The organism is Caballeronia jiangsuensis (assembly GCF_046030135.1).
Taxonomy (GTDB): domain Bacteria; phylum Pseudomonadota; class Gammaproteobacteria; order Burkholderiales; family Burkholderiaceae; genus Caballeronia; species Caballeronia jiangsuensis.
Window position 1 is genome coordinate 13539 of the sequence record NZ_JAQQDB010000024.1, and the last position, 22685, is coordinate 36223.

Genomic DNA, 22685 nt, shown 5'->3' on the forward strand with positions numbered 1-22685 from the left:
CGTCGGTGACTGCGATGAAATGTGCGCCGCACGGGCGGCGCTGCGTCGAACAGGTCGGCGTAGATTCATTCGTCGCGTCACCGTTCTGCGAGCCATTCTCGGGAGAGCCGCGCTTTCGCACATGAGGCGCATGTCCCGGTCGCGAACCGGGACATCGTGTTTTGGCGGCAAAGAAGGGGGACGTGTGTCCCGAAGGGATCAGGCGGGCGCGTCGAAGCCCGCGCGACGCGCAAGCACGATCGCCTGCGCGCGATTTTCGACTTCGAGCTTCGCGAAAATGCTGGTGATGTGATTGCGCACGGTCTTCTCGCTCAGCGCGAGGCGCGCGGCGATCTGCGCGTTGTCGCGCCCGCCCGCGATCAGTTCGACGATATCGCGCTCGCGCGGCGTCAGCGCGGAGAACGCGGGATCGGCCACGTGCGCCGATGGCAGGAACGCCCGCACTTCCTCGCGCCAGCGTTGCCAGGCGGCGTCGAATTCGAGCGTGAGATGGTTCTCGCTTTCGAGCGGCACGAAGCGCGCGCCGGGAATCTGCCCGGCGAGCAGGCGGCTTTCGTCGAAGGGCACGCGCGCGTCGCCGCTCGCGTGCAGCACGAGCGTCGGGCATTGCACGCGCGGCAGCAGATCGACCACGTCGATCTCGTTGAAAACGCGCATGATGCGCGCGGCATTGCCCGGCGTGGTCGTGAGGCGCTCGAGCTCGTTGAACCAGTGATGCTGCTCGGGCGTGCCGCCGGGGATGAATTGCGTGGTGAAGAACTGCCGGAACGCCGGATTCTGCTTGCCCCAGCCCAATTCGGCGAGCTTCACGAGCATTTCGGCTTCCTCGCGCATCGCCGGATCGCAGGTGCGCTTGAGCCGGCCGCGCGCGTAGCCGCCGTGCAGCACGAGATGCGTGACGCGCTCCGGATGCGCGACCGCATACGCAATGGCGATCGACGCGCCCTGCGATATCCCGAGCAGCGGAAAGCGTTCGAGGCCGCTCGCGTCGACGACGGTTTCGAGATCGCGCAGCCAGGCGTCGAAGGAGATGTCGGCGACATCGTGGTCGGAGAGGCCGCAGCCGCGCTGATCGTAGCGAATCAGCGTGTGGCGGCCGCACAACTCGAGCATCAGATGGCTCCAGACCGGGCTCGTGAAGTCCAGTTCCAGATGACTGAGCCAGTTCGCCGCCTTGATGAGCGGCGGGCCGGAGCCGCAAGTCGCGTACGCGATGCGCACGCCGTCGCTCGCCGGACAAAGGCGGATCTGTTGCCGTGGCATGGACGGGCGCGGCATCATCGGCGTGAGATGTAAGTATGGACTACGTACAAAGGCGATGCCCGCGCGGCAGCCCCGCGCGATTGCTCATGCTCGCGCGTAATGGATTAGAAAGTCAAGGACGGCGCGCGCCGCGCATCTGGCTCGTCAGGTCGCCGTGACGCATCGCGAGCGCGCGCAACGACGCGCCAAATATGCGGGCCGAGACCGTTTCACGTAGCGCGCCTCGATCGCGCGTTCAGCGTTTCGCGCGCAGCGGCAGCGTGGCGATGAACTGATCGATCGCTGCGAAGAGCGCCGCACGGCGCACGCCGTCCTGCGCCTGAATCGACAAACCCGCGAACAGCGTCATGCACAACGCGGCGAGCGCCTGAACATCGGTGCGCGCGTCAAGTTCGCCATTTTCGACGCCTTGCGCGAGTCGTTGCGCGACGATCGACGCCACCTTGCGCCTGCGCTTCTGCATCTCGCTGCGCAACTGCGCATGCTCCGCGCCGACGGACATCGCGCCCAGAAAGATCATGCAGCCGCGTGGATTCTGCGTGCCGGTAAAAAGTTCGATGCTCGCACGGAACATCGCGCGCAGGCCGTCGCGCACGGATTCGTGCGCCTGCAACTGCCTGAGCGCCGCGCCGCCTTCCGCATCCGTGTAAAGCCCGACCGCCTCGCGGTACAAGTCTTCCTTGCTGCCGAACGCGGCGTAGAGGCTCGGCGAATTGATGCCCATTGCCTCGACGAGATCGGCCATGGAACAGTTGTCGAAGCCCTTGGCCCAGAACACTTCCATCGCGCATCGCAAGGCCGCCTCGCGATCGAATGCGCGCGGCCGCCCGCGCGTCTTGTGCTGCGTCTCCCGCACTTCCGGCGCCATGTCTCGCTCCTTGCGCATGCCAGCGATTGTCATGCGCATTGAAATTCTGAATTATGTGTCGATCGTAACAAAATAACTGGACGCCGTCATCCGGCGATGTTTAAATATCTGTATCGATCGTTACATAAATATCGGAACCTTCTTGGGAGTGTCGTCATGAAATCGACTTTGTCCGCGCTTGCCGCTGCTTTGCTGTTGATGAGCCCGCTGGTGTCGTTCGCGCAAACCACGGCGACGGCCGCATCGCCCGCGCCGTATTCGGTGTTCGTCGATCAGCCTACCGGCTTCACGTTCGTGAAGATGCCGTCGGGATGGAAGTTCGTCGGCGCGGTGTCGAAGGAAGAGGCGCAGCATGTGCCGGCCAGCGTGCTGACGTCGGTGTTGCCTGGTGACTCGGCGCGTGCAATCGATACCGCATCGGTCAAGTAAGCGTCACGCTTCGATGGGCCGCTAATGCCGTCGATAGGCATCGAGCAGCCCTTGCACGATGTCCGCCGAAACGTAATGCGGCCCATCGAAGAGATAGGTTTTGTAACCCCGGTATGCATCGATCTGCGGCTTTAGTTCGTCCACGGTCGCCGATCGAAATCCGCCGCCCAGTTGCGGCCGGAACGCTTCCGCAATGATCCGCACGCGACGCCGCCCAAGCTTCGCCGCAATCTGGTCCGCGTACTCCCGCGCGACGCGTGGCTCGCGCGCATACACGCCGCAGCCGTCCTGCAGCAACACGCCCACATCGCGCGGCAGCCACTGATCGAGCCATTCCGCGAGCGCCGCGCCACCCACGTTCGCGCGATCATAAACGCTGATCCACAACGGTCGCGGCAACGCATCGAGCATCGTGCGCAGCGCGCCCGCGTTCTGCCAGGTCGGATCGATCTCGACGGGAAAGTAGTAGCCCGTCACATGCACGGGCGGATGCGCCTCCGCGAGCCGCATCGATTCGACGACCAGTTGCGCCACGTTCGCGCGCGCCGCCGCTTCGTCGAAACGGCCCGCGAGTCCGACGATCACGTTGCGCGCCCACGGCTCCTGCCCGATGCGATCCCAGTCCGGCATCTTCGGCGCCGCGCTCAACCCGGCGCCGGGCACGAACGCAATGCCGTCCACCGCCGTCCATTGCACGATGAGTTCATGCGCGCCGAGCCGGTCCCAGTCGCCGCGCGGATCGGCATGCGCGTTGTCGGGCTGCCAGACGATGCCGTCGACGAGACGCATGCGCGCGGCATCGGCATGAGCGGAAGCCGGACCGAGCGCGAGGCAGCACGCAATGACGAGGACGGAGAATAGGGAGGGCATCAGTACGAGAATACCGCGCCGAAAAACACGCCTTTCGCGCGATCGTCGCCCGCGACGCGGAAGCGATACTGCACCGCCACATCCACGAACGAGCGCGGCGCGTCATACGGACCGCCGCGGAACCAGTAGCGCGCCGCCACGCCCGCGCCGATGCCCACCGGCACGCTGTGATCGATCGCCGAATCGTAGTCCATGCCGACGACCGCATGCGGAAACACCGTCAGGCGCGGGCTCACCGAATCGACGCGATACGTGCGGCCCAGACGCGCGTTCGCGGTCGCGTAGGTCGAATCGTTCTGGATGTAATGGCCCGCCTCGCCGTAGACCGTGCCCGTCCACCAGCTCGGCACGTCGAGCCTGCGCGTGTCGCCGAAACCGTTCGAATACGCGGCGCGCGCGAGCCAGTCGGAGCGCACGTCCGAGCCGATCGGCAGAATCTTCTCGATCGCGAAAATCGCATTCGCCGATGCGAACGGTTTCACGCGCGCGCCGATCGCCGCCTGCAACGTCGATGCCCCCGACGGACCGCCGCCCTTCACGCCGAAGTTCTCGTAGCCGCGCGCGTACACCTCGAACATGCGGTCGCCGAGACTGCCGAACGGACGCCAGTAGGCCTCCGCGCCCGCCTGCCAGTTGTTCGACACGCCCGGCGTCGGTGCGAACGCGAAACCTTGCTGCGCGCCGCTGCCGCGATAGTTCACCGACGCGCTGAAGCCCCAGTTGCGCGTCGCTTCGGCGTGCGCCGCGCGCGCGTCGTTCAGTGCTTGCGGCGTCAGCGTCGTGTCGTTGTGATCGATCGCGCGTTCGAGGTACTTCGCGCCTTCCTCGTTGCGACGCAGGTTGAGCGCCGCGTAGCCGGCGTCCGCTTCCGCCGATGCGGGCAGCTTGCCCGCGCGATCGGCACGCGCGAAGTAATCCAGCGCGAGCGCGCTGTCGCCCGCGCGCTGCGCGATGAACGCGGCCTGCGTGTCGGTCATGGAATCGAGCAGGTTCGCATCGATGAGGGCCCGCGCTTCGTTCGAAGCCTCGCGCGTGCGGCCCGCCGCCGCGAGCGCATCGATCAGCGCGATGCGCGGCCGCGGATCGTCGGGCACTTCGGCAATCGCCGTGCGCCAGAAACCGATGGCCGCGCCGCGATCGCCGCGACGTTCGGCAAGACGCGCTTCGCGTGTCGCGGCGAGCGCGGGATCGTGCGCGTAGACATCGCACGATGCGCCGAACTGGTCTTCGCGGCACTCGAATGTCGGACGCGCGCGCGGATCGATTTGCGCTGTCTGCGTCGCGGCCAGCCGCAACATCGTTTGCGCGCGATGGCGGCGTAACGTGATCGCGGCGTCGGCGTCGTCGGGCGTTTGGGTCGCGACCGGCGGCAGCGCATCGAGCGCCGCCTGCGCGTTGCCTTGCGCGAGCCGCACGTCCGCGACGATCGTGCGCGCGACGCGGACATCGCGGTTCTTTCGCCCGTCGTTCGCCTCGATCGAAAGCGCGTGCGCGAAGTCGGCGTCTGCATCGCCGACACTCGCCGCGCGGGCATAACCGCGCAGCGCCCAGGCAAGCGCATCGTCACGATCGATTGCGATTGCATCGCTCGTCGCAGCTTCCACGCCCGCGAGATCGCCGCGCGCGAACAATATCTCGATGAGCTGCATGCGGAAATCCATCCGCGCGGGCGCATACATGACCGCCTTGCGCGCGAAGTCTTGCGCCGCGTCGAGATCGCCGCGCCCGCGCGCCGCATACGCGGACCTCGACGCATCCGGCGCGAGCCGGTCGCCGATGAAGCGTCGCCGTTCACGCAAGGCGTCGTTGTCGCCGAAGCGCGTCGATGCATCGACGGCGGCGTCGTAGGCGGCAGCATCGTCGCCGGATGCGGCGAGCGAGTCGATCAGCAGATAGCGCAGACGCTCGGCCTGCGGCGCGAGGCGCACGGCTTCGCGGCTTTCGGCCGCCGCCGACGCGTAATCCTTCTTCGCGTAATCGCGATACGCCGCGCGCGCCGCCTTCAGCGCCGGCTCCGGCAAATCGCTAGGCACGCCGCCCGCACCGCCCGACGCAATCAGAATATCGATCTGTCTGCGCCGCGCGCTCAGCGAAGGCGACGGACCGAGCTGCGCGATGGCTTCGCCGAGCACACGGCTCGCCTCTTTCAGACGCCCGCGCGCCGCGAGCGAATTCGCGAGCAGCAGACGCAGTTCCGCGACATCGGGCCGCTGGCGAATCGCCTCGCGCGCCCCGGCGATGGCATCGGCGTAACGATGCTCGCCGTACGCCGCGAACGCCTCGCGCGCCACGCGATACGCCGCGCCGCTCAAAGGCAGCGGCAAGGTCTCGTCCGCGCGCGACGCAGCCGTGGCGCACAACGCGAGCGCGGCGCACACCGCAACGCGAACGCGCGAGCTCATCGAATGCCGGCCCGCGCGAGATAGCGGCGGCGCTGCTCCGCGACCGCGGCGGTGAGCGCATCGGAGGTGATGATCCGCTCCGCCACCATGTAATCTCCGATGCGTCCGTGCCGCTCCGGCCGATAGTCCCGCAACGCGGCCTCGAACGCGCTGCGCGTGACGAGCCCCATCTCGATCATGATGTCGCCGAGCAAAGGCACGCCGCTCGCAGCCGTGGCATCAGAAAGCGCCGGCGACGCATCGTCTTCGGCATCGCCCGTATGGACCGGCATGCCAACCGCGCGCAGCATCCGCAGGCCCGCCGCGATCTCGCTTTCGCGCACGATATGCAGCGCGACCGGGCCGCCCGCCGTCGCGCGCAATTCGGCGAGCGACTCATCGTCGAGCAGGCTCGCGCAGACGAACACGGCGTGCCCGTTCGCATCGATGCCCTGCGGCAGCGCGCGCAGCCGCACGAGCGTCTCGGGCGTCGCGATGCGCGTCAGGTCCATGCGCGCCGCATCGAACCGGCCGCGCGGCAAGTCCGCCTGGAACGCGATCGCTTCGGCAAGCGTTTCCTCGTCGAGCCAGCCGCGCGTGATGAGCACACGGCCGATCGGCGCTTCGCGCGCGTGATCGGTCTGCCGCGCTTCTTCCAGCCGTTCGGGCGCGATCGCCTGCCACGAAACGAGCAGTTCGCCCAGATCCTGACGCGTGTCGCGCAGGCCTTCGTTGCTGGGAAAATCGTGCATCGTCTTGTCCCACGCGAGCCGCCGCCCCGTCACCATATGCACGATGAAAAGCCGCCACGCGCGCGCCACCGCCATGAAATTGATGATGTTGCTGATGACCATGCGCGGCACCGACAGCACGCCGTGCTCCCAGCCGTAGAGCCGCGTCGTGAAGATGATGCGCTGCGTGACGCGCAACACGAGCGCGACGGAGTTCGCGGCGAGCAGCGCCTGCAGCCAGACCGAATCGATGAACGGCGACGGGAAAAAATCGCGCGCGAGACCGAAATACGAAGCCGTGGCGAACAGCATGAACTGCACGGCGAGCAGATACGCGAACATGCCGACGAACGCCGTCACCACGCCCTTGCGGTCGCGCATCAGCAGATAGCGGTTCGCGAGCGATCCGCTCCAGCCCGTCAGCGCCCAGCCCTGCAAGCCGATGCCGAGCGTCCAGCGCGCGCGCTGCCGGTAGGCGGTGCGAAACGTGTCGGGGAAGAATTCGCGCACGCACAGCGGCATCGTCAGTCTGATTTCGCGCTCGGGGCCGAGGCCGAACCAGCCCTTGCGCCGCGTCGTGAATTCAACGGGAAAGAGCGGAAAGATCGACTGCATGCCGAGCCGCGTGATGCGCGTGCCGATGTCGTAATCCTCGGTGAGGCTTTCGGTGTTGAACGGCTGCTGCTCCGTCTCTTCGACGAGCGTAAGAATCGCACGGCGCGAGAAACACGTGCCCACGCCCGCCGAAGGCACCGCGCCCGCAAGGCTCTCGCGCACGACGAGATCCTTCGCGTGCCATTCGGCGAACTCGTCCATGTACGTGCCCGCGACCAGTTCGAACCAATGGCGTTCGAGCGACGCCACCGGCAACTGGATCATGTCCTTGCGCGGCAGGAGATAGTTGAAGAACTTCAGTTCGACGGGATGCAGCACGTCTTCGCTGTCGTGCATCACGATGCCCGCGAACTCCATCCCCGCTTCGAACTCGTGATGCAGGATCGCCTGCACGAGCCAGTTGAGGCAGTCGGCCTTGCACGTCGGGCCGTCGTGCGGCACTTCCACGCGATGCAGATGTTTATAGCGATGCCGCATGCGCTCCACTTCGGCGATCGTCGCGGCATCGTTCTGATACGTGCCGACGAACACCGTGTACGCGCGATAGTCGAGCACGCGCACGAGATCCTCGATCATCGCGGCAATCACGTCGTCCTCTTGCCACGCCGGCACCATGATCGCGATGGGCTGCTCCTCGCGCGCATAGAGCTGCTCGACGGTGAGCGGCGCATAGCGGCGCTCGACCGTCACGCGCCGCCAGAGCTTGCGCGTCCAGTACCAGATGTCGATGAAGAGATCGTCCAGGCTCGAAAGCAGGATGATCGCCGCGACCGTCGCGGCCACGTATTCGAGTCCCTGGTAGTACTCGGCGAGCAGGAGCTCGCCGTACCACCTGAGCGCCTCCAGCATCACGCGCGATCCTCGTCGTCGCCGGCGCGCGCGTTGCGATGTCTGCGGCGCGCGTGGCCCGCGAGCGCGATCAGCGCGAGCAGCAGCACCACGAGCACGGCCGGAATGCCCCAGCGCGCCCAATGCCGCGTGACCCAGTCGGCGCTCGACGCGGGCTCGTCGGTCATCTCTTCCGGATTGACCGTGTCGAACTGTTTGAGCACGCCGCTGCCGTCGACCACGGCGATATTGCCGCGCGAAAGCTGCAGCTTGTCGGTCAGCACCGGCGCCGCGCCCGCTGATCGATACACGAGGCCGCTCTCGCCGCCCGCGCTCGCGACGCTCACCACCGCGACGCGCGCGAGCCCGGACATGTCGAGCAGCGTGTCGCCCGCGGGCGATGTCAGCGAAAGACGCTCGGCCGAATAGACGGCGGGATTCTTCTCGTCGGCGAGTTTGACGTCGGCGGCGAGGAACGGGCCGTCGGGCTGCGCCGCCGCGTCTGCCGCGCTCACCGCGAATTTCGCCGAGACCGGCGCGATGCCCGCCGCACCGGTCAGCACGGCGAGACGCGGCACGCTGTTCAGGGCATCGTCGAGATAGGCGCGCGGCACGTACACCGTCGCCGACGACGCATAGCGCGCCGCCATGCCCGCGAAGGTGTTGTCGGGCGTCCCTTTCGCGAGACGCAGATGACTCGACGGCAGCACGGCGACGGGATACGTCTGGCGCGCCTGGCAGCCGCCGTCGGGCTGGCGGCGGAAGGTCACGCGCAGATCGTTGGTGCGCGCGAGCGCGTAACGCGGAATCGGCGCGACGAGACGCTGACGCGCGCCATCGACGTTGATGAGTTTCGCGCCGATCATCACGTCGTTGAAGTACACGGTCGCGGTCGCGCCGCCGTTCGAAAGCGTCGGTGACGCGGCGAGATCGAGCACCACCTGCTCCGGGAAGCGGCCGTTGCCGGAAGCCGCGGCGAGGTCGAAGCGCGCATCCCACGACGCGGCCGTCTGCACGTCGACGCTGCGCGGATCGCCGCCGAGATCGGACAGCGCGATGGTGTCGCCGCGCGTTTGCTGCGCCACGTCGATGCGGTGCACGACCACGCGGTTCGATACGTCAATCGGACGCCAGCCGTGCGCGAGCGCGCCGATGCCGCGCGTGTCGCCGACGACGATCATCGCGCGGCCGCCCACATGCGCGACGCGCACTTCGCCCGGCGCGAGCGGCGACGTCAATTGCGACGCGGTCTGCCTGCGCCATGCGTCGAAGGCGGCGAGCGCATCGCCCGATGGGTTCGCGACCTGCGCGCGCAATGCGTCGAGCGCGCGGTCGATGGCTTTGCGCATCGTTTCGTCGGCGACGACCACGTCCGGGCCGAACGCCGCGCGTGCACCAAGCGCGACGAGCGCGCCGAGTTCCGCGTCGTCGGCGATCGTGTGCTTGCCGCCCGCCGTCAGCGCGGCGAACGCGGGAACACTACGCAGCGGCGCGGGCACGTCGATGCCCGTGAGATCGACCGTATCGCCCACGGAGGGAAGCGCCTGCATCACGGGGCGTTTTCCATCGCGTTGCAGCAGCGCATCGGTGCGCCAGGCGGTGTCGAATGCGTTCGTCGACAGCTTGCGGCCCGACACCGCGAGCACCGGCGCATAAGGCAGCGCGCTCCATGCGGTGCGCAGGTCCTGCACGTCGGCGGGATTGAAGCGGAACGTGAGACGCGTCGTAGGATCGACACGCAGCACGTTGCCGATAGCCGTCTGATCCGCGCACTCGCCCTGGCTGACCACCGACGCGAAGCCGAGGCCCATGCGCACGAAACCGGTGGAACGCGCCGCGCCATCGACGCCGAGATTGACCGACACGCCGCCCGCATCCTGCGTGAACGCGCGCGCGAGCACCGGCGAGCCATCGAGCGAAACGAGCATCGTCACGCGGCCGCCGTCGCCGCGCACATAGCCGCCGTCGAATTGCAGTGCGGCGTCGGTGATCGGCACGCCGGCGGGCACCGGCAGGAAAAACTCGCGGCGCGTGTCGGGCGCGTTGAGCGTCACGCTTTCGATGAGGCCGAGCTGTCGCAAGGTCACGGTGCGCGTTTCCGGCACGTCGGCGCCGAGCCGTCCGAGCGCGCCGGCGATGCCGGTGTCCGTCGTGGCCGCGCCGAAGGCTGCATGCTGCAGACCAGCGAACAGCGCGATTGAAGCCAGAACGGCACGCAGGCCGCGCCGCTTGAAGATGTCGTTGACCAAGTTGATGACTCGAAGTTGACGCAACGTGCCGGGATGGCCGCGAAGGCACATGCACGTCGCGCGACAGGCTATGCGTGTGCAGCCGAAGGACTACGCGAACGCCTCGCGCGTGACACGCGTCGCGTCTTTCGTTGCGCGCGGCGTGACGGGTCGGAATTCCTCGAAGGGGCGGCCCGCGAGCGCCGCGACGATGCGCGCCGAGGCTCGTCCATCGCCGTACGGATTGACGTTGCGGGAGAACGCCGCGCGGGCGTCCGTGTCGTCGAGAAGCAGATGCACCGTCGCGGCGATGGCGTCGCTGTCCGTGCCGACGAGCACGGCGGTGCCCGCGTCGATGGCCTCGGGACGCTCGGTGACCTCGCGCATCACGAGCACGGGCTTGCCGAGCGCAGGCGCTTCTTCCTGCACGCCGCCGGAATCGGTCAGCACGAGCGTCGCGCGCTGCAGGAGCCGCACGAAGCCGAGATAGTCCTGAGGCTCGATGAGATGCACATTGGGCGCGCCGCCGAGCGCGCTGATCACCGTTGCACGTACGTTCGGATTCAGATGGACCGGATAGACGATCTGCACGTCGCGACGCTTCGCGAGGCGCACCAGCGCCGCGCAGATATCGCGCAGGCCGCGGCCGAAACTCTCGCGCCGATGGCCGGTGACGAGAATCAGATGCTTCGATGGATCGAGAAACGGAAAGCGCGCATCGAGCGAGCGGCGCAATGCGTCCTGCGAATCGATGCGCTTCGTGACGGAGTGCAGCGCATCGATCACCGTGTTGCCGGTGACGAACGCGCGTCCGTGCAGCGTTTCCTTCACGAGATTCGCATGCGAACGCGAGGTCGGGACGAACATCATGTCGCTCACGACATCGACGAAGCGCCGGTTCATTTCTTCCGGCCACGGGCTGCTCATGTCGCCGGTGCGCAAGCCCGCTTCGACGTGCGCGACAGGCACCTGCCGGTGAAACGCGGCGAGCGCGCCCGCCGTCGCGGTGGTCGTGTCGCCATGCACGAGCACGCGATCCGGCCGCTCCTTCGTGATGACGTCATCGATCGACGCGATGAGGCGCGAAGCCAGCCCGTTCAGGGTCTGGTTCTCCGACATGACCGCGAGATCGTGATGCGGCGTGATGTCGAACAGATCCAGCACTTGCTTCAGCATCGAGCGATGCTGGCCGGTCACACACACGACGGAACGAATACCGGGTTCCGCTTCCAGCGCCTTTACGAGGGGCGCCATCTTGATGGCTTCGGGCCGCGTTCCAAAAATGGAAAGTATCGTTTTTCGCTTCGTGTTCATTAGGTCCCGGCGATTGCACAATCTTTAACAATTTCGATTGTATTCAGGCGCTTAGAACCTAAAGACAACTAAAATGTAAAAAAGTCTAACGAGAACGTCATGCTAGCAGTTGGCGAGCTTTTGTCCATAGTTGAGCGGCGTTTTTTACCTAAACAGTTAGCTTTCCCAACATCTGAAGTAGCGGCAGGTGGTGTATTTCTTCCTACGAAATATCGTCTGCTTTCGTATCGATTTCGATATCGAGCAGCGCCGAACTCATCGACTTGCCGTGCGCGTCGAGCGCGAGCGATCGCGTGACGCCGCCGCCGAGCGCATGACCGAGCACGAAGTTGAACGCGCCGAGATGCGGCAGTTCGTGGCGCACGACATCGCCTTTCACGACATCGGCGAGATGGGCTTTCACGCGCTCGGGCGTCAGTGCTGCGCGCAGATGCGCGTAGTGCTTCGCGTCGAAGCAGATCACCGACACGTTCAGCGTGTTGCCTTTATCGCCGGTGCGGCCGTGCGCCAGTTCACGCAGTTTCATCGCTTGCCTCCACGAATTCGAAAACGGGTTTTACATGTTCGCGCGCGAGCAGCACGGACTGAACGGCGACGACTTCGCGCGTCGCCTTCGTCACGCCGCCGCCGCCCGCCGGGCCGTTGGTGTACAGCGTTTCGACCTCGTTGCCGATGCGCGCCGCGTCCTTCGCGTTCGATGCGCGGCCCGCGACGCGCACACGCACTTCGTACGGTTCGTCGTGCTGAGAAGCGAGCGTGTCGCCATATAGAGCGTTCACGCCGATCAGGTCGAAGCGAAGCTCGCTCGTATCGACGCCCGTGATCGCGAGTCGCTCGCGCACGATATCGAGCGCGAGCCGCGCGCGTGTCACCGCGCCCGGACCGCCGTACGAAATCTGGCCTTCGCCGATGTAGCCGTCGGCATAGGCGACGGAAACCTTGAGCGTACCGGTGCGCGGTTTGCCGCATCCGCCCGTCACGCGCACACGGTCGTGCGATTCCTGCATCACGCGCACCTGCGTGAAATCCGCGACCACGTCCGGCTGAAAGTAACGGCCCGGATCGTGAATCTCATAGAGCAGTTGCTCCTTGCAGGTTGCTTCGGTCACACAGCCGCCCGCATGCGGCACCTTCGTCACGACGACCGCGCCGTCCGCGCTCACTTCGCCGATCGGAAAGCCGAGACGCGCCAAATTGCCGACGTCCTTGTAGCCGGGATCGGCAAAGTAGCCGCCTGTCACCTGCCCCGCGCATTCGAGCAAATGACCGACGACGGTCGCCTGCCCGAGCGTGTTCCAGTCGTCCATCGACCAGCCGAACGCGTGGATGAGCGGCGCCGTGAACAGCGATGGATCGGCGACACGTCCCGTCAGCACGATATCCGCGCCCGCCGCGAGCGCATCGACGATCGGCGCCGCGCCGAGGTACGCGTTCGCCGAGACGATGCGGTCCGCATACGCGCTCACATCGTCGCCGGATTCCTCGAAACGAAGCGGCGATTGAAGGACGGCGTCGAGTACGTCGTCGCCGGTGACCGCGGCGATCTTCAATCCGTGCAAGCCGAGCTCGCGCGCGATCTGCGCGGTCTTTCTCGCCGCCGCGTGCGGATTGGCCGCGCCCATGTTCGAGACGATGCGCACGCCGTTCTTCACCGCGACCGGCAGCACCGCGCGCATGCGCGCTTCGAGCAGCGGGTCGTAGCCGAGTTCGGGATCGTTGCGGCGCGACTGCTGCGCGATTGCGATCGTGCGTTCGGCGAGGCACTCGAACACGAGATAGTCGAGCGCGCCGTGCTCCGCGAGCTCGACGGCGGGCTCGATGCGGTCGCCCGAATAGCCCGCGCCCGCGCCTATTCTGATGGTGTCTTTCATGACGTCGTCCGGTATGGATTAAAGCGGAAACACGCCCAGCACGACGCACGCGATCGTCATGACGATCGACGCGCCGAACAGCAGCGGGAACGTGAACTTCTGATGATCCGCGAGATCGATGCCGCACAAGCCGACGACCAGAAACGTCGCGGGCGTGAGCGGACTCACGGGGAAGCCGGTCGTCATCTGGCCGAGCAGCGCGGCCTGGCCGACATGCACGGCGGGCACGCCGAGTTGCGACGCCACTTCGGCGATCACCGGCAGCACACCGAAATAGAACGAATCGGGATCGAAGAGCATCGAGAGCGGCATCGACAAGAGGCCGAGCACGACCGGAATGTGTCCGGCCATCGCGGGCGGCACGAAGCCGACAGCCGCCTGCGCCATCGCCTTCAGCATGCCGCTGCCCTGCATGATGCCGGTGAACACGCCCGCCGCGAGCAGAATGCCCGCCATCATCAGCGCGGCGCGCGCGTGGGCATCGACGCGCTTTCTTTGCATGTCGACGTTCGGGTAATTCACCATCAGCGCGATGCACAGCCCGACCATGAACATGATCGCGGGCGGAATCTTCTCGCCCATCACGACCATCGTGCCGAGCACGACGATCGTCAGCACGATGTTGAACCAGAAATTCTTCGGGCGACGCAGCGCCTGTTCCTCGGGCGTGAGTTCGCGCTTGGGCAGCGGGATCGAACCGCTGGCGCTCGAATAGCCGAGGCGCTTTTCCTCGCGGCGGCCGAGCCACCACGCCATGCCGAACACGAACACGAGGCCGATGATCTGCACCGGAATCAGCGGATTGAACAGCGCGGAAATCGGCAGATGCAGCGAGGCGGACGCGCGGATCATCGGCCCGGTCCACGGCAGGAAGTTGATGCCCGCCGCCATCGACACGGCCGCCGCCAGCACGCGCTTGTCCATGTTCAGGCGCTCGTAGAGCGGCAGCATCGCCGGAATGGTGACGAGAAAGCACACGGCGCCGGAGCCGTCGAGATGGATCAGGAGCGCGAGCAGCGTCGTGCCCATCACGATGCGCGTCGGTTTGGTGCCGACCGCGCGCAGGATGCGGTCGATGATCGGATCGAGCGTGCCCGCATCCGTGATCGTGCCGAAGTAGAGAATCGCGAACACGAACATGCCGACGACCGGCGCGAGACTCTTCAGTCCGTCGATGACGAACTTGCTCGTAGAGAGGCCGAAGCCGCCGATCAGCGAAGCCGCGATCGGCACGATGATGAGCGCGACGAGCGGTGACATGCGCTTCGAGAGAATCGCCCCGAGCAGGACGACGATGGTGGCGAGGCCGAGCAACGGCAGCATGAACTTGTCTCCGAATATTGTCTTTTGATGGAGTCGAGAGTAAGTTCGAAGCGGCGATAACACAATTGAAATGATTTGATCGCAGCTATCACAAACCATAATGGATCTGAATCTTCGCGATATCCGCGCGCTCGTCGCGGTGGCCGAGGCGGGCAGCTTCACGCGGGCGGCGGAACGGCTGCATCTGTCGCAGCCCGCGCTCACCGTGCAGATACGCCGGCTGGAAGACGCGGTCGGCGCGCGGCTCTTCGATCGCAATAGCCGCAATGTCGCGCTGACGCCGACCGGGCGCGAGTTGCTGCCGCTCCTGCGCAAGTCGTTGCGCGACATGGAGAACGTGCTGCGCGATGCGCGCGCGATGGGCGAGGGGGAAAGCGGCACGATCCGCATCGCGTGCCTGCCTACCTTTGCCGCGAGCGTGTTGCCCGAACTGATCATCGGCATGAAGCGCGAAGTGCCGCGCGTCGTGTTTCAGATTCGCGATGTGGTGGCGAGCACCGTGAATGCGCTCGTGCGCAACGAGGAGGCGGATATCGGACTGACCGGCGGCGATGTGCTCGACCCGATGCTCGAAGTGCTGCACGCGGGCGTGGACCGGCTCGTCGTGGTGTGCCCGAAGAAACATGCGCTGGCGAGGAAGCGCCGGGTGAGCCTCGCCGATCTCGCGCGCTCGCCGCTCGTGCTCACCGCACCGGGCACGAGCGTGCGCGCGGTCGTCGATGCGGCGCTCAGCGAAACGCGCGAAGCGCTCGATATCGCGTGCGAACCGACCTACATGATGACCGCCGTCGCGATGGTGCGCGGCGGTCTGGGTGTGACGATTCTTCCGGAAACCGCGCGCGAGGTGCGCGCCGAGCCGGGGCTCGTGGTGAAGGCGATCGACCATCCTGCGTTCGTGCGGCCGATCGCCATCGTGAAGAAGCGCGGCAGGACCTTGCCCGCCGTGACGGAGCGCTTCGTCGAACGCATGCGCGCGACGATGAACGCGCCCCGTTGAACCGCGCGCTTACTTTTCCATTGTCGCCATATCGATCACGAAGCGGTACTTCACATCGCTCTTCAACATGCGCTCGTAGGCCGTGTTGATCTCGTCCATGCGAATCATCTCGATGTCCGACGTGATGCCGTGCTTGCCGCAGAAATCGAGCATCTCCTGCGTCTCCGCGATGCCGCCGATGAGCGAGCCCGCGAGCGAGCGGCGCTTGAAAATCATGTTCATCACCGAAGGCGACGGATGCGGATGCTCCGGCGCGCCGACGAGCGTCATCGTGCCGTCGCGCTTGAGCAGCGCCATGAACTGATCGAGATCGTGCGACGCGGCCACCGTGTTCAAAATGAAGTCGAAGCTGTTCGCGTGCGCCGCCATCTGATCCGGGTCCTTCGAGATCACGACTTCATGCGCGCCCAGACGCTTCGCGTCCTCGATCTTGCCCGGCGATGTCGTGAAGAGCACGACATGCGCGCCCATCGCGGCGGCGATCTTCACGCCCATGTGACCGAGGCCGCCGAGACCGACGATACCGACTTTCTGCCCCTTCTGAACGTTCCAGTGGCGCAGCGGCGAATAGGTCGTGATGCCCGCGCACAGCAACGGTGCGACCGCCGCGAGTTCGAGGTTTTCGGGGATGCTCAGCGTGAACGCCTCATCGACCACGATGCTCGTCGAATAGCCGCCCGCCGTGAAGCCGCCCGACTTCTTGTCCGGCGAGTTATAGGTTTGCGTGAAGCTATCGGGGCCGTCGCAGAACTGCTCGAGTCCTTCCTGGCAGGACGCGCACACGCGACATGAATCCACCATGCAGCCGACGCCCGCGAGATCGCCGACCTTGAACTTCGATACGTCAGAACCGACTTCCGCGACGCGTCCGACGATTTCATGTCCGGGCACGACCGGATAGTTCGAGCCGCCCCATTCGTTCCTCGCCATGTGCAGATCGGAGTGACACACGCCGCAGAACAGAATGTCGATTCGCACGTCGTTCGGACCGACATCGCGACGTTGAATTTCGAGCGGGCCGAGTGGCTTGTCGGCTGCGGCGGCTGCATAGGAATACGCTTTCAGCATGATTGTGCTTCCCTCTTTGGTTTGAATCTTTCGTGAACGAGCCGGCCCCGGCGCGATGCAAAAAGGCCGGCTGATGAGACGTGTCAGGAGATCGTTTTTGTGCGGCAGCGAACAGTCGCCGTCATGCACCGCACGCGTTGCGGGCGACTTGCCGATTGCGCCGATATTTCGGCGGCGAAACGCAACGCCGATACTGTATGCCTATAAGAAGATCTCTGCCGAAATGGCCGCGCGATTATGCCTTTCGAAAGGACTGCGCAATTGCGTTGCTGGAGAATTTGACAATCGTGCGCCCTTCTTTCGACTCCCTGCTTAATGGGGCTAGCCGATCGGAGATGAGCGTCATAAGGTTATCCCGCGCTTGAAGACGATAAAACCTTGCGCGCGGCGCCGGAACTTTGAGAGAGCGAGACCATGAAGGTGAAGGCAATTACGGCAAGCATCGGCATGCCGGGCGGCGCGGTCAGCGCCGAGTTTCATATCGATACGGGGCGTCTCAGGATCTTCGAACGCGGCATGTTGCGCGTCGAATTGTTTCCGCCGCAGTCATGGTTCACGGTCGCTTCGGTGGCGGGAAACAGCCGCTGGGGTACGCGGCCGCGCGAAGCCGATATCCGTCTGGTCGTCGAGAGTTTCATCCTTCAGCGCTTCGGCATGACGGCGTACCGGAGCGAGCTTTCCTGCGCGCACTGATGTGCGCTGTCAGCGCGCACGCGCGCGCCGCGTGCGCTGATAGAAACTGTCCGGCTTGGTCTTCACCCATTCGACGAAGCTATGCACCGCTTCGTGCGCGAGCAGTGCATCGACGGTCGAATAGCGCTGCGCCAGTTCCTTTTCGGTGAAGAGCGCATGCAATTGCCGATGACAGATGCGATGCAGCACCGCCGTCTGCTTTCCCCCTTGCGACTTCGGCACGAGATGATGCAGATCGCGTTCCGATGGCGGCACCGCGCGCCCGCACAGCGCGCAGATTTCCTCCTGCGGCGGGTGATACCACGGCTCCGGTGTGCGCTTCGCCATCGCGGTCCTCGTTCGTTCTTTTCGAGTGTACAACTCGTCTTTCGACGGCGCATCGGACCGCTTGTCTGCTCAACAATCCTCAACGTCTTCATCGAAAGCACGCCGCGACGATAGAATGTCTGCGTGAACGCGCGCATCGGAGACACGCCATGACAGGTCCGGCGAGCAACCTCTACGAGAACTGGCAGGAGCAGATCCAGCAGGATCTGAACGCGCGCGTCAGGGCACATCAGCACGAAGTGCGGCAGGCGAAAGCGCTGCAAGCGCGTCAGGCCGGCGCGCCCGCGCCGCTCAATCTCATCGGCGACGGCGATTCCTGGTTCGACTATCCGCTGCCGGACCCGCTTCACGCCACGGATGTGTTGCAAGCGCTCAAGGACACCGGCAATCCCACGCCAATGATCCTCAAGCTCGCGCACTACAGCGACGCGACCACCACACTTCTCGGCGTGAACAAGCGCAACCGCCTCATCGCCCAGTTGCAGGACAAGGCCAACGGACATATCGATGCGCTGCTTTTCTCCGGCGGCGGCAACGATGTCGTCGGGGACCAGTTCCGCTTCTGGCTCCACGATGCGAGCGCGGTCGGCAACGATCCCGCGCGAGGCGTCGATAACCGGCGGCTCGCGCATATCTTCGGCGTGGTCGAGAGCGCCTATCTCGATCTGATTCGCACCCGCGACCGGTTCGCGCCGCACGCGCCCATCTTCGTGCACGCCTACGACTTCGCGATTCCCAACGGCATCTCGGCCTGCCATCTCGCCGGACCGTGGCTTCGTCCATCGCTTGTGGATCGCGGCTGGCCGGACCTCGCGCCCGGCACGCTGATCGTGAGGACGATCCTCATCCAGTTCCGCGCGATGCTGCAGCGGCTCGCCAGCGATCCCGCCAACGACATGGTGCTGGTCGAGACGCAAGGCACGCTCGCGTCCGATGACTGGGCCAACGAACTGCATCCCACCGGCGCGGGTTTCGGCAAGATCGCCGCCCGTTTCAGAGCCGCGCTCGCCGCGCGCTTTGCGAATCGCATATGAGAGCCGCGCTCGACTGCGGCCACACACGGAAACCGACATGACCGATGAACGGCTCGACGAGCGCGTCCGCGCGCTCGCAAGCGAAGCGGACTTCTACGCCGTGCGCTTCGTCGATGAACGCACGGACGATCATCAGGTGCGCAACGACGTGGCCCAGCCTTTGCGCCGCGTGCGCGACCGAGGTGCGATGCTCACCGCATGGCGCGGCGCCGGCGCGGGATATGCCGCGACGCCGGACTTGTCCGCGACGGGCTTGCAGGCGGCCCTCGACATCGCGACACGCCGCGCCGAGGCGAGCGCGCGGCTTTCGCTCGTCGATCATCGGTGCGTCGCGCGTCCGTCGCGAAGCGGCGCGTATGAATCGCCGCATATGGCGACTGCGCTTCCGACGCCGCGCGAATGGCTCGCAAGGCTCGCGCACGAGTGCAGCGCGGCGCGCATCGACGCACGCATCGTCGAGCGCATCGCGTCGGTGCAGGTCGTCGAGAGCGAGCAGATTTTCATCACGAGCGACGGCGTGCGCATCGAGCAGCGCTTCAGATTCGTGATGCCACAGTTCTCGGTCGCCGCGCATGCCGACGGCGATACGCAGGTCCGCACGCTCGGCGGCGATTACGGAACCATCGCGCAAGGCGGCGTCGAGATACTGGATCACTTCGGGTTCGATGGCGCGGGCGAGCGGCTCGCGCGCGAGGCGCTTGCGCTGCTCGCCGCGCCGAACTGCCCGAGCGGCGTGCGCGATCTGCTTCTGATGCCCGACCAGATGGCGCTGCAGATTCACGAGTCGATCGGACATCCGCTCGAACTCGACCGCATTCTCGGCGACGAGCGCAACTTCGCCGGATCGAGCTTCGTGAAACCGGCGTTCTTCGGCAATTATCGATACGGCTCGCCGCTGCTGAATGTCACGTTCGATCCCGCGTTGCCCGGCGAGGCCGCGGCCTACGCGTTCGACGACGACGGCGCCGCCGCCGACAAACACTATCTGATCCGCAACGGCGTGCTCGAACGCGCGCTCGGCGGCGCGCTCTCGCAACAGCGCGCGGGCATCGCGGGCGTCGCCAATTCGCGGGCATCGAGCTGGAACCGTCCGCCTATCGACCGCATGGCGAATCTCAACATCGAGCCGGGAACGAGTTCGCTCGACGAGATGATCGCCGGCATCGGGCGCGGCATTCTCATGCGCACCAATACGTCGTGGTCCATCGACGATCATCGCAACAAGTTCCAGTTCGGCTGCGAGTTCGGGCAACTGATCGAGCACGGCGAGCTCACGCAAGTCGTGCGGCAGCCGGGGTATCGGGGTATATCGGCGAGTTTCTGGCGGAGTCTCGCCGCCGTCGGCAACGAGGCGACGCGCGGCGTCTACGGCACGGCGCTGTGCGGCAAGGGCGAGCCGATGCAGATCGCGCGCGTGGGCCACGCGTCGCCCGCGTGCGTGTTCCGCGATGTCGATGTGTTCGGAGGCACGCGATGAACGCCGCGACGATCGACTGGAAACGCCATTTCCTGATGCTCGCCGACGTCATCGAAGAGCGGCTCGCGCCGGGCGAAATGTCATTGACGACGCTTGCCGCCGAGGAATCGGACTTCGTGCGCTTCAATGCGGGCAAGGTGCGCCAGATCGGTCACGTGTCGCAGGGCACGCTGACTGTGAGGCTCATCGAGGACGAGCGTCAGGCCTATTCGACGCTCACGATATCCGGCGATTCGAACGTGGATCGCGACGCGGTCGCTGGCGCGCTCGACGGATTGCGCGAGGCGCTTCGGGATGCGAGCCCCGATCCTCATCTGCTCGTCGATACTTCGACGTGGACGCAGACCACGCATCGGCGCGGCACGTTGCCGGAGATCGGGTCGCTGCTGAGCGTGGTCGAACGATGCGCAGCCGGGCTCGATTTCGTCGGCTTCTATGCGGGCGGCGCGTTGGTGCGCGGCTTCGCGTCGTCGGGCGGAAGTCGCGGCTGGCACGAAGTCGAGAACTTCAATTTCAGTTGGTCTCTCTACGATGCGAGCGGGCGCGCGATCAAGACGACGTACGCGAGCGAGCAATGGAGCGACGAGACGTTCGCGAGAAAGATCGAGGAGCCCGCGGCACGCATGCCGGTGCTCGCCCGCGCGCCGCGCACGCTGAAGCCAGGCTCGTATCGCGCGTGGCTGGCGCCGAGTGCGCTCGCCGAACTGATCGGCACAGCGTCTTTCACGGCGTTCTCGGCCCGGCAGCAGGCGACCGCGCGCAGCGAACTCTATCGGCTCAATCGCGGCGACGTCTCGCTGGACGAGCGCGTCACGCTGATCGAAGATCTCGATCTCGGCATCGCGCCGCGCTTCAACGAGGACGGCTATCGGCGCGAGACGGTGCCGCTCATCGAGGCGGGACGCGGCGCGCAGCAACTCACGAGCGCGCGGACGGCCCGCGAATATGGCCTGCGTCCCAACGGAGCGCTCGCGAACGAGATGCCGGTTTCGCTCTCGATGCAGGCAGGCGATCTCGCCGACGCCGACGTGCTCGCCGCGATCGGCACGGGCCTGTATATCGGCAACCTGTGGTACGTGAATTTTTCCGACCGGATGGATTGCCGGCTGACCGGCATGACGCGCTTCGCCACGTTCTGGGTGGAAGACGGCGAGATCGTCGCGCCCATCGACGCGATGCGGTTCGACGACAGTCTTTATCGGTTGCTCGGCAGCGAGCTGGAGCGGCTCGGCGCGACGCCGGAACTGCTTCTGAACGACTCGACATGGAGCGAACGCTCGACCGGCGGCTTGCGGCTGCCGGGACTGCTCGCGCGCAGCTTCAGACTGACGCTTTGAGGTGCGAGCCGGCGTCGCTACCGGCTCGCTATCTCCCGATCAGCCCTGCACGAATGCGAGCAGGTCGGCGTTGAGAACGTCCGCGTTGACCGTGAGCATGCCGTGCGGGTAGCCCGGATACGTCTTCAGGGTACCGTTCTTCAGCAGCTTGATGGACTTCAGCGCAGCGTCGCCGATGGGCACGATCTGGTCGTCGTCACCGTGCAGGACGAGCGTCGGCACGGAAATCGACTTCAGGTCTTCTGTCTGGTCCGTCTCCGAGAACGCCTTGATGCCCTCGTAATGTGCCTTCGCGCTGCCCATCATGCCCTGACGCCACCAGTTCTGGATGACGCCCTGATGAACCGTCGCGCCCGGTCGATTGAATCCGTAGAAAGGACCGGCGGGAACATCGACGAAGAACTGCGCGCGGTTGTCGGCGAGCGCCTTGCGAAAGCCATCGAATACTTCGACGGGCAGGCCTTCCGGATTGGCTTCGGTCTTCAGCATCAGCGGCGGCACCGCGCTGACGAGCACGGCCTTCGCGACACGTCCCGCCGGTTCGCCGTGCTTCGCGACATATCGGGCGACTTCGCCGCCGCCCGTCGAGTGTCCGATGTGCACGGCATTCTTCAGGTCCAGCGCTTCGACGACCGCGAAGGCGTCGGCGGCGTAGTGGTCCATGTCGTGACCCTCGGAGACCTGCGACGAGCGGCCGTGCCCGCGCCGGTCGTGCGCGACCACGCGATACCCTTTCTGTACGAAGAACAGCAACTGCGCGTCCCAGTCGTCGGAGGAAAGCGGCCAGCCATGATGAAAGACGATGGGTTGCGCGTCTTTCGGCCCCCAGTCTTTATAGAAAATTTCGACGTTATCTTTAGTCGTGACGAACGGCATGATTAATCCTCACTCGTGAGAAGGTGTGGAGCAGGATGCCGGGCCGGGTTGGTAACCCGGCGCCGGCTTCGACGTTCTTGCAGGCGAGACAACGGTGACGGACAGTCTATCGATGCGACGGCTCGAACTTTCGAGTTCGCATCATCGTCCGAGTA

General features: G+C 65.7%; 19 protein-coding genes. 6 read left to right on the forward strand and 13 right to left on the reverse strand.

Features of this window, described 5'->3' with window-relative positions:
- Positions 1-198: 198 nt before the first annotated feature.
- Together PQR08_RS23740 and PQR08_RS23745 are read right to left on the reverse strand one after the other, a co-directional pair.
- Positions 199-1281 (reverse strand): alpha/beta fold hydrolase, encoded by a 1083-nt coding sequence (locus PQR08_RS23740; protein WP_238294540.1) that lies wholly within the window; start codon positions 1279-1281, stop codon positions 199-201.
- A gap of 217 nt (positions 1282-1498) precedes the next feature.
- Complete coding sequence (locus PQR08_RS23745; protein WP_250485651.1) at positions 1499-2131, reverse strand: TetR/AcrR family transcriptional regulator; 633 nt, start codon at positions 2129-2131, stop codon at positions 1499-1501.
- 156 nt (positions 2132-2287) lie between these two features.
- On the opposite strand from PQR08_RS23745, the gene PQR08_RS23750 reads away from it, so the two are divergent.
- Positions 2288-2560 carry a hypothetical protein gene (locus PQR08_RS23750; RefSeq protein WP_250485652.1) on the forward strand — a complete coding sequence of 91 codons (273 nt, stop codon included), beginning with the start codon at positions 2288-2290 and terminating at the stop codon, positions 2558-2560.
- Between the two features lie 21 nt (positions 2561-2581).
- Here PQR08_RS23750 and PQR08_RS23755 read toward each other — a convergent pair whose 3' ends face one another.
- From PQR08_RS23755 to PQR08_RS23790, 8 genes are all read right to left on the reverse strand, one after another.
- The gene (locus PQR08_RS23755) at positions 2582-3430 is read right to left on the reverse strand and encodes an alpha-amylase family protein (protein WP_408162485.1); all 849 of its coding nucleotides are present in this window, start codon (positions 3428-3430) and stop codon (positions 2582-2584) included.
- The gene (locus PQR08_RS23760; RefSeq protein ID WP_250485653.1) at positions 3430-5832 is read right to left on the reverse strand and encodes an NfrA family protein; all 2403 of its coding nucleotides are present in this window, start codon (positions 5830-5832) and stop codon (positions 3430-3432) included. The genes PQR08_RS23755 and PQR08_RS23760 overlap by 1 nt, the downstream gene beginning before the upstream one ends.
- The gene (locus PQR08_RS23765) at positions 5829-8006 is read right to left on the reverse strand and encodes a glycosyl transferase family protein (protein WP_284509090.1); all 2178 of its coding nucleotides are present in this window, start codon (positions 8004-8006) and stop codon (positions 5829-5831) included. The genes PQR08_RS23760 and PQR08_RS23765 overlap by 4 nt, the downstream gene beginning before the upstream one ends.
- Positions 8006-10234, reverse strand: coding sequence for a cellulose biosynthesis cyclic di-GMP-binding regulatory protein BcsB (locus PQR08_RS23770; RefSeq protein ID WP_408162487.1), 2229 nt, complete (start codon positions 10232-10234; stop codon positions 8006-8008). Before PQR08_RS23770 ends, PQR08_RS23765 begins: the two co-directional genes overlap by 1 nt.
- A gap of 90 nt (positions 10235-10324) precedes the next feature.
- The gene (gene wecB / locus PQR08_RS23775; RefSeq protein ID WP_250485656.1) at positions 10325-11527 is read right to left on the reverse strand and encodes a non-hydrolyzing UDP-N-acetylglucosamine 2-epimerase; all 1203 of its coding nucleotides are present in this window, start codon (positions 11525-11527) and stop codon (positions 10325-10327) included.
- 202 nt (positions 11528-11729) lie between these two features.
- Positions 11730-12053 (reverse strand): AtuA-related protein, encoded by a 324-nt coding sequence (locus PQR08_RS23780; protein WP_250485657.1) that lies wholly within the window; start codon positions 12051-12053, stop codon positions 11730-11732.
- Entirely contained in the window at positions 12040-13398 is a 1359-nt protein-coding gene (locus PQR08_RS23785) for an acyclic terpene utilization AtuA family protein (protein ID WP_250485658.1), read from the reverse strand. Before PQR08_RS23785 ends, PQR08_RS23780 begins: the two co-directional genes overlap by 14 nt.
- Before the next feature lie 18 nt (positions 13399-13416).
- A complete protein-coding gene (locus tag PQR08_RS23790) occupies positions 13417-14721 on the reverse strand; it encodes a CitMHS family transporter (protein WP_187603856.1) in 1305 nt (434 codons plus the stop codon).
- A 100-nt stretch (positions 14722-14821) separates the two neighbouring features.
- Here PQR08_RS23790 and PQR08_RS23795 point away from each other — a divergent pair, with 100 nt between their 5' ends.
- Positions 14822-15718 carry a LysR family transcriptional regulator gene (locus PQR08_RS23795; protein ID WP_250485659.1) on the forward strand — a complete coding sequence of 299 codons (897 nt, stop codon included), beginning with the start codon at positions 14822-14824 and terminating at the stop codon, positions 15716-15718.
- A gap of 9 nt (positions 15719-15727) precedes the next feature.
- On the opposite strand, the gene PQR08_RS23800 is transcribed toward PQR08_RS23795, so the two are convergent.
- A complete protein-coding gene (locus tag PQR08_RS23800; RefSeq protein WP_250485660.1) occupies positions 15728-16786 on the reverse strand; it encodes an NAD(P)-dependent alcohol dehydrogenase in 1059 nt (352 codons plus the stop codon).
- Positions 16787-17200: 414 nt separating this feature from the next.
- Here PQR08_RS23800 and PQR08_RS23805 point away from each other — a divergent pair, with 414 nt between their 5' ends.
- The gene (locus tag PQR08_RS23805; protein WP_238210894.1) at positions 17201-17479 is read left to right on the forward strand and encodes a hypothetical protein; all 279 of its coding nucleotides are present in this window, start codon (positions 17201-17203) and stop codon (positions 17477-17479) included.
- Between the two features lie 9 nt (positions 17480-17488).
- Here PQR08_RS23805 and PQR08_RS23810 read toward each other — a convergent pair whose 3' ends face one another.
- Positions 17489-17806: an HNH endonuclease gene (locus tag PQR08_RS23810; RefSeq protein ID WP_035504435.1), complete on the reverse strand. Its 318-nt coding sequence runs from the start codon at positions 17804-17806 to the stop codon at positions 17489-17491.
- A gap of 149 nt (positions 17807-17955) precedes the next feature.
- On the opposite strand from PQR08_RS23810, the gene PQR08_RS23815 reads away from it, so the two are divergent.
- The 3 genes from PQR08_RS23815 to PQR08_RS23825 are packed head-to-tail and all read left to right on the forward strand — an operon-like array spanning position 17956 to position 21654.
- Complete coding sequence (locus tag PQR08_RS23815) at positions 17956-18840, forward strand: SGNH/GDSL hydrolase family protein (RefSeq protein WP_250485661.1); 885 nt, start codon at positions 17956-17958, stop codon at positions 18838-18840.
- Between the two features lie 37 nt (positions 18841-18877).
- Positions 18878-20317, forward strand: a complete 1440-nt coding sequence (locus PQR08_RS23820; RefSeq protein WP_250485662.1) for a TldD/PmbA family protein — start codon at positions 18878-18880, stop codon at positions 20315-20317.
- Positions 20314-21654, forward strand: coding sequence for a TldD/PmbA family protein (locus PQR08_RS23825; protein ID WP_250485663.1), 1341 nt, complete (start codon positions 20314-20316; stop codon positions 21652-21654). Before PQR08_RS23820 ends, PQR08_RS23825 begins: the two co-directional genes overlap by 4 nt.
- Before the next feature lie 39 nt (positions 21655-21693).
- Here PQR08_RS23825 and PQR08_RS23830 read toward each other — a convergent pair whose 3' ends face one another.
- The gene (locus PQR08_RS23830; protein WP_187603848.1) at positions 21694-22530 is read right to left on the reverse strand and encodes an alpha/beta fold hydrolase; all 837 of its coding nucleotides are present in this window, start codon (positions 22528-22530) and stop codon (positions 21694-21696) included.
- Between the last annotated feature and the right edge of the window lie 155 nt (positions 22531-22685).

Coding starts and splice junctions, on each gene's coding strand:
- PQR08_RS23740 (WP_238294540.1), bottom strand. CDS start 1,281: ATGATGCCGCGCCCGTCCATGCCACGGCAACAGATCCGCCTTTGTCCG.
- PQR08_RS23790 (WP_187603856.1), bottom strand. CDS start 14,721: ATGCTGCCGTTGCTCGGCCTCGCCACCATCGTCGTCCTGCTCGGGGCG.
- PQR08_RS23805 (WP_238210894.1), top strand. CDS start 17,201: ATGAAGGTGAAGGCAATTACGGCAAGCATCGGCATGCCGGGCGGCGCG.
- PQR08_RS23815 (WP_250485661.1), top strand. CDS start 17,956: ATGACAGGTCCGGCGAGCAACCTCTACGAGAACTGGCAGGAGCAGATC.
- PQR08_RS23755 (WP_408162485.1), bottom strand. CDS start 3,430: ATGCCCTCCCTATTCTCCGTCCTCGTCATTGCGTGCTGCCTCGCGCTC.
- PQR08_RS23830 (WP_187603848.1), bottom strand. CDS start 22,530: ATGCCGTTCGTCACGACTAAAGATAACGTCGAAATTTTCTATAAAGAC.
- PQR08_RS23785 (WP_250485658.1), bottom strand. CDS start 13,398: ATGAAAGACACCATCAGAATAGGCGCGGGCGCGGGCTATTCGGGCGAC.
- PQR08_RS23765 (WP_284509090.1), bottom strand. CDS start 8,006: ATGCTGGAGGCGCTCAGGTGGTACGGCGAGCTCCTGCTCGCCGAGTAC.
- PQR08_RS23750 (WP_250485652.1), top strand. CDS start 2,288: ATGAAATCGACTTTGTCCGCGCTTGCCGCTGCTTTGCTGTTGATGAGC.
- PQR08_RS23810 (WP_035504435.1), bottom strand. CDS start 17,806: ATGGCGAAGCGCACACCGGAGCCGTGGTATCACCCGCCGCAGGAGGAA.
- PQR08_RS23820 (WP_250485662.1), top strand. CDS start 18,878: ATGACCGATGAACGGCTCGACGAGCGCGTCCGCGCGCTCGCAAGCGAA.
- PQR08_RS23825 (WP_250485663.1), top strand. CDS start 20,314: ATGAACGCCGCGACGATCGACTGGAAACGCCATTTCCTGATGCTCGCC.
- PQR08_RS23800 (WP_250485660.1), bottom strand. CDS start 16,786: ATGCTGAAAGCGTATTCCTATGCAGCCGCCGCAGCCGACAAGCCACTC.
- PQR08_RS23745 (WP_250485651.1), bottom strand. CDS start 2,131: ATGGCGCCGGAAGTGCGGGAGACGCAGCACAAGACGCGCGGGCGGCCG.
- PQR08_RS23780 (WP_250485657.1), bottom strand. CDS start 12,053: ATGAAACTGCGTGAACTGGCGCACGGCCGCACCGGCGATAAAGGCAAC.
- PQR08_RS23795 (WP_250485659.1), top strand. CDS start 14,822: ATGGATCTGAATCTTCGCGATATCCGCGCGCTCGTCGCGGTGGCCGAG.
- wecB (WP_250485656.1), bottom strand. CDS start 11,527: ATGAACACGAAGCGAAAAACGATACTTTCCATTTTTGGAACGCGGCCC.
- PQR08_RS23760 (WP_250485653.1), bottom strand. CDS start 5,832: ATGAGCTCGCGCGTTCGCGTTGCGGTGTGCGCCGCGCTCGCGTTGTGC.